The 13,679-nt window shown below is 63.0% G+C and carries 9 protein-coding genes; 2 read left to right on the top strand and 7 right to left on the bottom strand.

Features of this window, described 5'->3' with window-relative positions; translation table 11 throughout:
* The first annotated feature begins 128 nt into the window (after positions 1–128).
* Positions 129–2,618, top strand: coding sequence for a LacI family DNA-binding transcriptional regulator (locus QP828_RS03080; protein WP_274732744.1), 2,490 nt, complete (start codon positions 129–131; stop codon positions 2,616–2,618).
* 183 nt (positions 2,619–2,801) lie between these two features.
* Here QP828_RS03080 and QP828_RS03075 read toward each other — a convergent pair whose 3' ends face one another.
* Complete coding sequence (locus QP828_RS03075; RefSeq protein ID WP_274732745.1) at positions 2,802–3,938, bottom strand: coiled-coil domain-containing protein; 1,137 nt, start codon at positions 3,936–3,938, stop codon at positions 2,802–2,804.
* 262 nt (positions 3,939–4,200) lie between these two features.
* Entirely contained in the window at positions 4,201–6,753 is a 2,553-nt protein-coding gene (pepN, locus tag QP828_RS03070) for an aminopeptidase N (RefSeq protein ID WP_284891245.1), read from the bottom strand.
* 189 nt (positions 6,754–6,942) lie between these two features.
* On the opposite strand from pepN, the gene QP828_RS03065 reads away from it, so the two are divergent.
* Complete coding sequence (locus QP828_RS03065) at positions 6,943–7,539, top strand: mycothiol-dependent nitroreductase Rv2466c family protein (RefSeq protein ID WP_274735890.1); 597 nt, start codon at positions 6,943–6,945, stop codon at positions 7,537–7,539.
* A gap of 30 nt (positions 7,540–7,569) precedes the next feature.
* Here QP828_RS03065 and QP828_RS03060 read toward each other — a convergent pair whose 3' ends face one another.
* The 5 genes from QP828_RS03060 to QP828_RS03040 all read right to left on the bottom strand — a co-directional run bounded on the left by QP828_RS03060 (position 7,570) and on the right by QP828_RS03040 (position 13,601).
* A complete protein-coding gene (locus tag QP828_RS03060) occupies positions 7,570–8,241 on the bottom strand; it encodes a response regulator transcription factor (RefSeq protein ID WP_284891243.1) in 672 nt (223 codons plus the stop codon).
* A complete protein-coding gene (locus QP828_RS03055) occupies positions 8,238–9,347 on the bottom strand; it encodes a sensor histidine kinase (RefSeq protein WP_284891240.1) in 1,110 nt (369 codons plus the stop codon). Before QP828_RS03055 ends, QP828_RS03060 begins: the two co-directional genes overlap by 4 nt.
* Before the next feature lie 191 nt (positions 9,348–9,538).
* Positions 9,539–10,369, bottom strand: coding sequence for an ABC transporter permease (locus QP828_RS03050; protein WP_274732750.1), 831 nt, complete (start codon positions 10,367–10,369; stop codon positions 9,539–9,541).
* The gene (locus QP828_RS03045; protein ID WP_274732751.1) at positions 10,366–11,343 is read right to left on the bottom strand and encodes an ABC transporter ATP-binding protein; all 978 of its coding nucleotides are present in this window, start codon (positions 11,341–11,343) and stop codon (positions 10,366–10,368) included. The genes QP828_RS03050 and QP828_RS03045 overlap by 4 nt, the downstream gene beginning before the upstream one ends.
* A gap of 191 nt (positions 11,344–11,534) precedes the next feature.
* Positions 11,535–13,601: a M13 family metallopeptidase gene (locus QP828_RS03040; protein WP_274732752.1), complete on the bottom strand. Its 2,067-nt coding sequence runs from the start codon at positions 13,599–13,601 to the stop codon at positions 11,535–11,537.
* Positions 13,602–13,679 lie beyond the last annotated feature (78 nt).

Here is a 13,679-nt window from a genome sequence, read left to right as displayed (position 1 = left end):
CCCCGCGCCAGGTACGGTGCCCACGCACCGTGTGCGCACCGTGCGCCGTCCGAGTGGCGCGCGGGCAGGTGCGCGCGGGCCGCGCAGCGGGCCGCCGGCGTCGTCGTAAAAAATAAGAAGGAGGAACAATGGCGGGCGTAGGGATGAAAGACGTGGCGAGCCGCGCCGGGGTGTCGATCACCACGGTGTCCCACGTGCTCAACGGAACCCGGCGGGTGGCCGAATCCACCCGGATGCGGGTCCTTGAAGCGGCGGCGGAACTGGGGTACTCCAGCCCGCGCACCGTCCGCTCCCTGCGTGCCGGGGCGTCGCCCGGAATCGCCATTGTGGGAACCTTGCTGGGTAACGCCGGGGGCACGGCGGTGGCCCTGGAGCTTGCCCGCCAGGCCACCGACGCCGGCCTGGTGCCCTTCCTGCTGGATACCGGGGCGAATGTGCATACCGAAGAAGCGGCGCTCAGCGCCCTCATCGCGCACCGTCTGGACGCGGTTATTATCAGCCCCGTGCCCGGATGGCGCCGGCATTCGCTGCCCCGGCTGCGCCGCCACGCCATCCCCTTCGCGGTGGTTAACGGGAATGATCCCGCCGTGGTGGCTCCGCAGGTAAGCACGGACTACCAGCAGGGGATCCGCGATATCACCGCACACCTCCTCGACCACGGGGTGCGCTACCCGGTGCTCTTCTACCCGGACCGGCGCATCGCCAACGGCTCGCAGCATATGCGCGGCTTCGAGGAGGCCCTGGTGGAACGGGGCCACCGGGTGACCCGCCATCAGCTGGTGGGGGCCCATTCCTCCCCGCGGGCGCTGCGCCGCCAGATCGCTCAGGTACTCGATTCCTGCGCCCATATTGACGCCCTGGTACTGGGCAGCTCCGCCATGTGCGTGCCCGCCATGGCGGAGATACGGCGCCGCGGGCTGGTACCCGGCCGCGATATCCGCCTGGCAGTTTTCGACGATTCCCACCTGCCCGAAGCCCAATCATTCCTGCGCGCCGTGGACCCCGTAGAAGAGGTTGCCGAGCGCGCCATTACCGAGATAACCCGCCTGCTTGGTGAACCGGATGCCGCCGCTACGCGGCACCGTACCCGACTGGTGCCCTGCACCGTCATCACCGGGCCGAGCTGCGGCTGCCCCACGGCGCCGCAGGAAAGCTCAACGGCGGGAACCGACCAACATCGGCTCTACGCCGCAGCCCACGGGCGCCGTCACGCCGGCTGGGTACCCGACCGTGCCCTCCTCAACGATGAGGGACACAGCCGTTCCCCGCTGGCCGCCACGCCGCCCCCAACCCCCGCAACAAAGGAGGCAATCATGACACAGCTCGATCACTTCCCCGACCGTTTCTTCCCCGCCCTGCACGTGCGCCCGAACTTCGGGTGGGTCAACGACCCCAACGGCATCCACAAGGTGGGCGATACCTGGCATATGTTCTACCAGTACAACCCCAAGGCACCTTGGCATGACCACATCCACTGGGGGCATGCCACCTCCGCCGACCTCGTCAATTGGACGGCGCAGCCCATCGCCCTCAAGCCGCGCCCCGGTCAGCCCGATTCGGCCGGCTGCTGGTCCGGCGTGGGCACCGTGCACGAGGGGGTATCATCGCTGCTCTACACCGCCGTCACCCGCGGGGATGGCCCCTCCGTGACGGTCCTGGCAGAGGAAAACGCCGACCGGAGCGGCTGGGAGCCCACCGGCGTCGTCGCCACCATGCCGCCCATCGAAAACGTGCGCGCTATGCGCGACCCCTTCATTTTCCAGGTGGAGGGCACAACCTACGCCATTCACGGCGGCGGCTTCGAGGACGGCACCCCCGTCATCTTCCTCTACGAATGCTCCGACTGGCGCAACTGGCTCTACCTGGACACCCTGCTGGTGGGCGACGACCCGCTCGCCTCCATCTACGCCCCGGCCTCCATCTGGGAATGCCCCCAGCTCATCCAGGTGGGGGATGCGTGGGTGCTTATCGTTTCCCAGTGGGTGGAAGCGGAAACGCTCATGGATCATCTCACGGGTGTGGCCTACCTGGTGGGCGATCTCGATATGAGCGCCGGATACCCGCGTTTCGTGCCCCGCGCCGGCGGTGAATTCGACGCCGGGCCCGACTTCTACGCGCCCCAGTGCGTGGTGGATGGGGACCGTGTGCTTGCGTGGGGCTGGACCTGGGAAGGTTCGGATCGCACCGACGCGGATATTGACGCTTCGGGCTACAACGGTGCGCTGACCTACCCGCGCCAGGTGCGTATCACCGAGGGCCGGGTGTGGACCCAGCCGGCCCCCGAAATTTTCGCGCTACGTGAAGGCGAAGGCGAGGTCGTGACCGAACTGCCCGAGCTGCACTCCTTCTCCCTGGATCTGGCGGGTAGCGGCACCATCTCGCTGCGCGATTCGGAAACGAACGAAGTACTCTTCACCGCGGCGGTGAACGCGCCGGCCTCGCTGTGGATGGACGGCTCTCTGGTGGAGCTTTTCCAGGAGAACACCGCCTCCTTCACCCAGCGCATTTACCCGCGCGGGCAGGTGCGGATGGAGGTGAGCGGCGATCTTCAGGTCACGTGCTACCCGCTCTCCGCGTTTAACGACGACGGCGCCCGGCTCCCGCGCGCCTTGCGCTAAGGGACGGCGCGGCCGCGTGGGTAAAACATGGCCGCGTGGCATAAAAGCAGCTGCGTGGTGTGGAAGCGCCAGTATGGTGTGAAAACGCCAGCATTCCTATAGAAGAAGCGGCGGATACCGGTGTGTATCCGCCGCTTCTATCATGATGGGGATCCAGCGGTTGCTGGATAGCTGGCCCGCTACTTAGCCGCGCACTCGCCGGGTCATGAGCACGCCGCCAGCCCCGAGAAGCACAACGGCCGCGCCGATGGCACCACCCAGTTCAGCGCCGGAGTTGGCAAGCTGCTTTTTCTGGGATGTGGCCTGGGGCGCCGCTCCTGCCTGAGTGCTGCTCGCTGCCGCCCCGGCAGGTGCGGTGGGCGTGGCCGGGGCACCGGTGCCGGCCGGACTGGCCGCCGGACCGGCGGGCGGCGTCGTCGGAACAACGGGAGAGGAAGGCTGGGCCGGATCTGCCGGAACAGACGGGGCCGGCTGCCCCGGTTGGACCGGACGGTCGGGCTGCGAGGGCGGGGCGGGCACCGGGCGCGCGAGGATCTCTGCGAGCTCCGCGATCTTCTTGTTGAGCGCGGCGGCGCGTTCGGTGAGCGTCGCCACCCGGGTGCGCGCCTCACTCAGCGCTTTCTCCTGCTCGGCAACCTCCGCGCGGGCCGGGTCTGCCGCCGCCTGCGCATCCTTAATCTGCTGGGCAAGCTCAGCCTGCATAACGGGGCACTGCTGCTGCGCGGCCCGCAGCTCCTCAACGAGCGGCTGCAAGGCATAAATCTGGGTATTGAGCTGCTGCTGTTGGGTGCGCAGCTGCTCAAGCTTCTTTTCCAGGGCGTCGATCTGAGCGCTGATCTCCGTTACATCCGCGCCGGCCTGCTGCATCTTTGTCCGCTTGACCACCAGCGCGTTTTTCTCATCAATGGTGGCGTACTCGGTTTCCTGAACTTCTTTCAGTGTGGTTCGCAGCTGGGCCAGTTTTTCCTCCTGGCTGGCTACGGCGGTGTCCAGCTTGCCGCATGCGGTTGTCAGTTCCTGCTGCTGTGCGAGGAGCGGGGCGAGCGGTGCCTCCTGATCCGCCAAGCGCTGGCGTGCGGCCGCAAGAGATTCTTCGAGCTGCGGAATCTTCGCCTGCTCGGCGGCGAGATCGGCAGTTACTCGAGCCAGTTCGGCTTCCGCGGCGGCCTTATCTTGTGCAACCTTATCCTTGTCCGCATCCATGCGGGAAAGATTGCTCGTCGTTGCGTTCGGTGTGGCCGGGGCACCAAGTGCCACGGTGGGAATAAAAATGGCTGTGGCCGCGGCGGCGGCAACAGCCAGGTAACTCGGGTGCTTCATCGGGGTACCTTCCTCTTCCTTGGATATATACGGTACGCACCACAAGTTTATAAGCAGTTAATGAAAATCTATTAATAAGTGTGACGATATAAATATTCAAGAAAGCGAACACACTAGCGCCAGTGGCACACCAGTTAACTGCGGTGGTGCGGAAACCCATCAGGAGTTCCCGCACCACCGTTTGCGCCATGCGCTTGTATAACCTGCTCGCGCGCCGATTTATGCGCTTTGCACGCGGCTTATCTTGCCAGAGCTAGAGCTCCTAGTTCCCGGCCTTCCGGTCGGCTTCCTGGTTGCGCACCGCGCGAGCGGTACCATCGACCACTTCGGAGACGATGCGCCGGCAGGCCGGAGCAGCATCCGTGGTGGCCAGCCATTCCTGACCGAGGGCCAGCAGGTCAACCCCAAGATCGGTACGGCCGGCCAGCTGGGCCGGGTAAGCGTACTCGAGCATATTCGAGGCGATCTCCACCGAGTTGTTATCCCACATTTCCTTGGCAACCGCGAAGTACTTCTCCGCGTACGCCCGTACGCTTTCCGCGGAGGATCGCCCGGTGCCCAGGGCGAGGTTGCGCTGGCGGGTATTGGTCTCCGGATGCACAATTTCTTCCCAGACCTTTTCCTTGGCCGCGCTATCAGGCAGCGCACCTTCGGCCTGGGCCGCGAAAATCTGCCCGAAGGAGGAAGAATCGCGGGCGAATTCGGCATCGATGGCGGCCTGATCGGCCCGCCCATTCGCTGCCAGCGCGATGAGAATATTCCAGCGCACTTCCTGGTCGACGTCATAGCCTTCCGGAACGGCAACGCCGTCGCGCCACCCGGCAATAAGAGCGAGCTGCTCTTCGCTCACGGCCCGGCGCATCGCCGCACCCATGAGCTGGAGCTGGCGGTCCGAACCCGGTGCCGCGGTGAGCGCCAATTCGAAAATACGCTCGGAAACAGCCGCCGCGAACTCCACGCGGGTTGCCGGGTTAGAGTACAGCTCAACCGCGGAATGCAGGGACCCGAGCACCACGCGCAGCACGGTTCCATCGGTTTCGTCCGCCAGCACGGCCAGCGCGATATCGGCGTAAGTGTGGGCGTCGAGTTCACCGTCACGCATCATATCCATGGCCGCAAAGACCACCACGGAGCGATCCAGGTGGTTATCAAACTTGTCGAGGTTCTCCAAGGCTACCCGGAAGGAATCAGCATCGAAACGGATCTTGGCGTAACCCCAATCCTGGCTGTTGAGGAGGATGAGGTCGGGGCGTTCCGCTCCCGCGAAGGAGGCGATCTCGGTGCGTTCACCGGCAATATCCACCCATTCGGACTTCACGCAACGCAGCGCGTCCCCGTCCAGGTCATATCCGGCGATGCGGATACGGTGCGGGCGTAGCGAGGAGTTCGCGTCATTCGTCTGGACCACGGTGAGCCGGTCAATAACCCCGCTGCTCGATTCGACTTCGGGACGCAGGGTATTGACGCCGGATTCTTCCAGCCACACCCGGGTCCATTCCTTGAGATCGCGCCCGGAGGAAGCCTCCAGCTCGGTGAGCAAATCGGTGAGGGTAGCATTGCCCCACTTGTGCTTGGCAATGTAGGCCCGCACCCCGGCCAAGAATTGTTCCTGACCCACGTACGCCACCAGCTGCTTGAGCACCGAAGCGCCCTTGCCGTAGGTGATGCCGTCAAAATTGACGAGCACATCTTCCAGATCGCGAATATCCGCGGCAATCGGGTGGGTGGAGGGGAGCTGGTCCTGTTGGATCGCCCAGGTCTTTTCGGATGCGAGGAAGGTGGTCCAGGCATCCTTCCACCGGGTGTTATTGGCAGCGGCCAGGTGGCTCATGAACTCCGCGAAGGATTCGTTGAGCCACAGGTCATCCCACCACTTCATGGTGACCAGGTCACCGAACCACATATGGGCCTGTTCGTGCAGGATGGTGATGGTGCGCCGGTCGATAATCGCGCCGGTGGGCTTGGTGCGGAATACGTAGGTTTCCACGATGGTCACCAGGCCCGGGTGCTCCATGGCCCCGGCATTGTATTCGGGGCAGAACACCTGGTCGTACTTGCGGAACGGGTAGGGATGGCCGTAATTGGCTTCGTAGTAGTCGAAGCCCTGGCGGGTGATGGTGAAAATCTCATCGGCATCCAGGTAGGGTGCCAGCGACTTACGCGCGTACACGCCCAGCGGAATATCGCGCCCGTCAATGGAATGGAAGGGTTCGCCTTCCACGCCCTCGTAGGGGCCGGCCACAATCGCCACCAGGTAGGTGGACAGGCGCTCGGTGGGGGTGAAATCCCAGCGCGCCTTGCCTTCGCCCAGGGCCACCGGCTCCGGGGTGGGGGACACGGAGAAGACTTTCCAGTTCTCCGGAGCGGTCACCGTGAAGGTGAAATTCGCTTTGAGATCAGGCTGCTCAAAATTCGCGAAGACTCGCCGGGCGTCCGCCACCTCAAACTGGGAGTAGAGGTAGACCTCGCCGTCGGCCGGATCCACGTAACGGTGCAGGCCCTCGCCTGTGCGCGAGTAGTACTGGGTGGATTCCACCCGCACCGTATTCTGCGCCGCGAGGTTGGGCAGCGGCAGGCGCGAATCCTGGTAGCTGGCCGGGTCAAGCTCCGCGCCGTTAAGCACTACGCGCTCCACCGACTTCGCGATGAGGTCGAGGAACGTATCGGCACCCGGCGTTGCTTCAGAATCAATTTCGGTCACCGCCGCGAAGGTTTCCTCCCCGGTGGTCAGATCAAGTTCAATGCGGTAATTCTGCGTTGCGACGATCTGTGCGCGCTCCGCAGCTTCTGCGCGGGTGAGATTAGTCCCGGCCATCAAGCTTCCTTTCCTTGGCTTTCAGCACAATTTACGTGAAATCCTACCGGTTCTGGCGCGCCCGTGCCCGCCGTGCCCGCTTTCTGCCGCACTGTTCGCGCGCCGTTCGCGTACCGTTGCCCTGCCGTTTCAGTTTCGCTCATGGCGCGAGGCGCCCCGCGGCGCCCATTTTCACGCTTGGATAGAACCATGAGTACTCAGGTTGAATTTTGGTTTGATGCAACATGTCCGTGGACGTGGATTACTTCTCGCTGGGTCGCGGAGGTCGCCGCTGCCCGTGATTTCACCGTCACCTGGCGTCCTTTCTCCCTCGCCATTCTCAATGAGGGCAAAGATATTTCGGAGGAGTACCGCGCACATGTGGAAGAGGGCCGCGAAACAGCGCTTGTCGCCATGAAAATCGCCCAGCTGGAAGGTAACGAAAAAGTCGGCGAGTTCTACGCCGCTCTGGGCCAGGCTATTCACGAAGACCGGCGCCCCGTGGGGCGCGAGATTCTTGCCGAGGTGCTCGCTGCTCTCGGTGAAGGTAGCGAGTATTTGAACGACGCCGCACATTACGACGCCGCCCTCCGTGAGAGCGTGGCGGCCGGGCTGGCGCTCGTGGGTGATGAGGTCGGCGTGCCCATTATTTCATTTGACGGCGTGGCCTTCTTCGGCCCTGTCATCTCCCCGGCCCCGCACGGCGAGGCCGCCCTCGCCCTCTGGGACGGCTGCCTCGCCCTAGCTCGCACCCCCGGTTTCTTCGAGCTCAAGCGCTCGCGCACCACGGGGCCAATTTTTAGCTAGCCGCCGCCAGCGCCGCCCGCGGGTGCACTCCTAGATCCACCCGCGGGCCCGGGCGAGCTGCGCCGCCTCGGTACGGGTGCTCGCCCCCGTTTTCCCGATAGCGGCCGAGAGGTGATTGCGCACCGTCCCCTGCGATAAAAACAGTTGCGCTGCCATGCTTTTCACGGTCGCACCGCTGAGCGCCAGCCGCAGCACATCTCCTTCGCGTTCGGTGAGCGGATTGGGCCCCATTTGCAAGGCCTGCGCGGCCAGCTGCGGATCGATAGCGTAGCCGCCGCCGGCAACGGTGCGCAGCGCCGCGGCGAGTTCCTCGGCCGGCGCATCTTTAACAACGAAACCGCGCGCCCCGGCCGCCATAGCACGCTGCAAATACCCGGCACGCCCAAAGGTTGTCACAATAACGACGCCGCAGCCGGCCCCCGCGTCCTGCAGTGCTTGCGCCGCCGCAATTCCATCCACATGCGGCATTTCGATATCGAGGAGCGCAATATCGGCGCAAGTTTCCACCACGGTGGGAACGACGGCGCTGCCATCTTCCAGCTGCGCCACTATCTCGATATCCTCTTCCAGGTTGAGGAGCGCCGCCAATGCTTCGCGCACCATTCGCTGATCATCAGCGATAACTACTCGGATGGGCGTACCCGCCGCCTGCGCATCGGCGGTTGCCCACGCCCCGTTGCTTATTCCCGTACTACCAGTCATAGCCGTACCTCCACGCGAGTTCCCGGTTCTAGCCGGGTGATCGATAGGGTCCCACCAGCAGCTTCAACACGTTCGCGCAGTCCGGTCAGTCCGGTACCTGCCGAAGTTTCCGCGGGGATACCTACGCCGTCGTCCTCCACCCGCAAGCGCGTGCCACTCTCCCTGTCCTCAATAGTGATGGTGCAGGTGTGCGCACCCGAATGGCGCACCGTATTCGTGACCGCTTCCCGCACCACCCACGCGAAAAGCTGGGCGGTGAGGAGGGGAAGTTCCGGGGGAGGCGTGACATGCGCGGCGATACGCGCGGAACGGAGCAGTGCGCAGGCGGAATCCAGCTCAGCATCAAGAGTGGGCTGGCGCAGGTCGGTCACGGTGGCCCGCACCGTGTCGATAGCATCGCGCGAAATTTTGAGACTTTCTTCTAATTCGGCACGCGCCGCATCCGGGTTGGTCTCCATTAGTCGCGAGGCCAATTGAGTTTTCACGGTGATGGCGGTCAGCGAATGCCCCAGCACATCATGAACCACGGAGGCCAGCTCGGAGCGTTGCTCCGAAAGGATGAGCTCTGCGCGCATCCGTGCCGACCGCGCGGCAAATTCTTCCAGCAAGCGAGAGATGAGAATGGGGATCATTGGGATAATAATGCTGCCCAGAAACGCTGCCCACACGAAATCATACGGCGCCAAGATATGGGCCGCCGCTCCGCCCGCGAAACAGAGAAGCCCGCACGGAATCCCGGGTATGAGCGGGAGCGAAAAAATCCATATTGCCGCGAAGAAAGGTGCCGTGTAGGCGAAGCCAAAGGGGAAAGGGTGGATAAGTGCCGCGCAGGCAAGCAGCGGAATGCTCCATAACGTTAGGGATACCCAGCGGGGCCACGAGGGACGCATATCCGGAAATTGGAAAATCAGAATATATGTCAGTCCAAACCCACAGATTCCCGCGTAACCGAGGCCGCGCTCAAGTGGAGTGAGACTTGGCGTTAAGAGAACTCCAGCGAAAGGAAAGACCAGGAAGATGAGCCAGATCCCGCTGCCGAAGAGCATGGTCAGGCGCTCGCGGCGAGTGGTGGGGGCTGCCGGTATCTGGTTGGCGGTGCGCCACATGCGATTTAGATAATGGCTAGCTGGGGACGGCGCGGAGGTCCGCGGCGCGGCGGTGGTCGATGAGACTGTGGGAGACGACGCGGCGGGGGATGGGGCCATAGAACGAGCATAGCGGTCGCGAAGCTCTTCCGCGGCCGCCGCTCGTGCCCGGTGCTGTGCTCGCACGTTAGCCGTACCTTAGCGCCCGTACTCTAGCGCCGCACCGTCGAACGGCGCAGGGCGAGGAATGCCAGCGCCGCGAAAATAAGCGTCCACACCACCACATTCCCGATTGCCCAGGCGAAGGATTCGGTGGGAAGGATCTCTGGCATACCCGGCGTGGCGAAAGCACCGGTAATAATAACCTCCCCGTTCTGGGGCCAGTGGGCCAGCACGCCTGCCCCGTAGAAGGGCGTGTAGCGGGCCATCTCCATCATTGCCCCGCTCAGCGGCATGAAAAGATTACCGAGGAAAGCGAGAAGCACCACCACGCCGGAGGCAATGGACACCGCGGTTTCACTGCGTAATGCCAGGGCTACGGCCAGACCGAAGAACGCGAAGGGAAATACGCCTACCAGGCACAGTCCGGCGCTCGCGAGCCAGATTCCGGGGGTATCAAATTGCGCCGTGGTGAGAATACCGAGGAGGAAGGTCGCGCCGATGGGGAGGCAGGCGATGAGGAGGCTGACAATGATTTTGCCTGCCAGATAGTCCCCGCGGCGCATCCCGGTGAGGGCTAGGTGGCGGCCCCAGCCACTGTCATGTTCCACGGCGGCAGCCCCCGCCATAGACGTCGCGGCGGTTGCCGCCCCGTAGAGGGCCAAGCTCACCATGACGTAGGCGGCGATGGTGCCGCCAGGAATGTGCTTATCGGTTCCCGGTGAGGCCACCCCGAAAACCGCGAAGATCACGAGGGGGAGGGCAATAAGGAAGATCAGGGAATCCACCATCCGCAAATTACGCCAGAGCTCGTGTCGGATATAGGAGAAGAAAATACTGGTGCGGGAACGGGGCGTAGCCGGACTGGTTACGGGAGTGGTCATGAGCGGGCTCCTTCGGGTGCCGCAGTGGCGGGTGAATCGGTGTGCGGGGAGGCTGTGAGGGTGAAGAAAGCATCTTCGAGGCTGGCGGCAGAAATCTGAAGATGGGAGCCGAGACCTTCGTTGAGAATCACGGCGGCAAGCCGATCAGAATCTGCCACGGTGAAACGCACCAGCTCCCCGTCCCGCTCTATGGTGTCAGCGCCCGTGCGCCGGGCCAGTTCCTCCGGGGTGATGCTGGATTGCGGATTCCAGGTGACGGTGAGGTGGTGGCGTTGCTGGGCGGTAATATCAGCAACGCTCCCGTCCGCGACGATGCGTCCGTTATTCATGAGGATGACTCGCTCGGCAAGGTCTTGGGCTTCCTGGAGGTAATGGGTGGCGAAGATAATGGTGCGCCCGCGGGCGGCGTCGGCCCGAATATGCGCCCAGAAGTCACGGCGCGCCGTGGCATCCAGCCCCGCGGTGGGCTCATCGAGGATAAGCAGCTCCGGGTCTGATAGCAGTGCGGCACCGAAACGGATGCGCTGGATTTGGCCGCCGGAGCATTTCGCGATTTTCCGGGAGGCGAAGTCGCTCATGCCGGCGCGCTCAATGACATCAGCGACCGGTAGGTGGGAGGGAAGGCAATCGGCAAGGAAATGGAGGGTTTCCGCGGCGGTGAGATCGCGTAGCATCCCGCCGGTCTGCAACATGGCCCCAATGTGCCCGGTGAGGGCCGGGGAGCCGGGAGCCTGGCCGAGAACGTCAAGGGTGCCGCTGCTGGGCTTGGTGAAGCCGAGAACCATATCGAGGAGTGTGGTTTTCCCGGCTCCGTTGGGGCCTAGGAGTGCCACGATTTCCCCGGTAGTGATCGTGAGCGACAGATTATCTACGGCGCGCACTTGTCCGAAAGAACGGCTGAGGGCGCGGGCCGCAACAACGGGGTGCGCGGTAGGGACCGGATGGGGCGGGTTGGCCCCGGGTATTGTGTTCATGCCATCAGTGTAAAAATGGGCGGCGGGGTACCGGAACTGCCAAGAATCACCACTTCTTCATGACAGATGTCATGGATAGGTGGCCTGGTCAGTCCGGCACCCCGCCGCCGTGGCACTCTGGCAACTAGGCGCGCGCTAGCGCCGGCGTCGTACTACTTCCGCACGTATTCGCACGGAGGCACGAAGCACGTTTACCAAATACGCACGCGTTCTTCCGGGGCGAGGTAGAGGCCGTCGCCTTCTTCCAAACCGAAAGCCTGCGCGAAGGCATCGATATTCTTCACCGTGCCATTGCAGCGGAATTCGGAGGGGGAATGCGGGTCAATGGCGATGAGCTGGCGGGCCCATTCGTCACGGTTCTTCCCCTGCCAGATCTTGGCGAAGGAGAGGAAGACGCGCTGCGCGCCGGTGTAGCCATCAATAACCGGAGCACTCTCCAGCGTGAGACCTTCGCGCGCCAAGTGGATTTCATAAGCCTTGAGCGCGATGGACAGGCCACCTAGATCCCCGATGTTTTCACCCTGGGTGAGTTCACCGTTGACGTGGAAAGCCTCATCACCGTTCAACTGGGCCGGGATATAGGAATTGAATTGCGCGATAAGAGCCGCGGTGCGCTTCTCAAATTCCGCCCGATCCTCATCCGTCCACCAGTTATTGAGGGAACCATCCGCATCGAACTTGGAGCCCTGGTCATCGAAACCGTGCCCGATTTCGTGGCCGATAACCGCGCCAATACCGCCGTAATTGAAAGCCGCATCGCGATCCTGCTCGAAGAAAGGCCATTGCAAAATCGCCGCCGGGAATACGATCTCATTCCACTGCGGGTTGTAGTAGGCATTGACCGTTTGCGGATTCATATGCCATTCGCTGCGGTCAACTTCCTTGCCGAGCTTCGCGATGTTTTCCTCCACCTCAAATTCGCACGCAGCGCGAATATTGGCCAGCAGATCCGTACCGATCTGCATGGAGGAATAATCCTTCCACTTATCGGGATAGCCGATCTTCGGGGCGAAAGTATCCAGTTTGGCCAGGGCGCGCTCCTTGGTGGCATCGCTCATCCAATCCAGATTCCGGATGGACAGGCGGTAGGCATCCAAGAGGTCAGCCACCAGCTGATCCATGGTGGCCTTGTGTTCGGGCGGGAAGTAGGAGGCCACGTAAAGCTGGCCTACTGCCTCACCGAGCACGCCATTGACCAATTGCACCGCACGCTTCCAGCGGTCACGTTGCTGGGTGGTACCGGCGAGCACCTTGCCGTAGAAATCGAAGTTCTTGGCATCAATCACTTCGGGCAGGTAGGAAGCACGCGCGAGCAGAATGCGCCAGCGAGTGTATTCCCGCAAGGTTTCCAGCGGAGTTTCTTCCCACAGCTGCGCGGCGGCCCGCAACGCCTGCGGGGTGGTGACAATAATGGTACCGAGCCCATCAGGATCGTAACCGATAGCGCGCAGCGCGGTGGCCCAGGGGAACTGCGGGGCCGAAGCCACGAAATCCGCGAAGGACATCGGGTTATTGACCTTATCCATATCCCGGGCATCCGTGCGGCTCATATGCGCGGCGGCGAGTTTTGTTTCCACATCGATGACGCGCCCGGCGGCGGCTGTGATAGCAGCGCTGGGTTCGGTGGCCTTCTCATCAAAAGCGAGCTGGGCCAGTTGCGGCACGAAATCCCGGTAGGCGCTCAGGACCGGAGCGAATTGCGCTTCGCGGTAATAGGCTTCATCGGGCAAACCCAGGCCGGACTGGCCGATGGAGAACTCATGGACATTGGGATTGACCAGGCTGGGGGCCACATCCACCCCGAAGAAACTATCCACCCCGGTGCGCATGAGGGCGCCAATAACGCGGGCCAGATCCTCCTTTGTTTCCGCCTGGGCTACCGGATCAAGATCAGCGGTGAGGGGAGCGGTGCCCTTCTCATTAATTGCAGCGGTATCAATAAAAGAACGGTAGAGGGCCACAACCTTCGCGAGGGATTCCGCAGGAACGCCCGGTGCGGCATCCGCAGCGGCGGCCTTATCGCCAGCGGCCGTTTCCGAACCGGCAGTGCCCGCGGCATCCGCAGCTTTCTCAATAAGTTCACGTACGTGAAGTTCCGCCTCATCGCGTAGATCAATGAAAGAACCGACCGAGACCTGATCGGCTGGAATTTCCTTCTCACGCAACCAGGTGCCATTGACGGCACGGAAAAGATCATCCTGGGGGCGCACCGACGTATCGGCACCCGAAAGCACAGCATGCAAAGCAGTATCAGTCATGTGTCCAGGGTAGTGGACGCCTACGACACTTTAAATAGCGCATCGCCACCGGCGCACCACCCCAAAGTAAAAGTGACA

Origin of the sequence: Actinotignum sanguinis, from assembly GCF_030230305.1 — a bacterium.
GTDB lineage: Bacteria > Actinomycetota > Actinomycetes > Actinomycetales > Actinomycetaceae > Actinotignum > Actinotignum sanguinis.
Note: the sequence above shows the minus strand (reverse complement) of the source record. Positions and strands in the feature narration are given on the sequence as shown.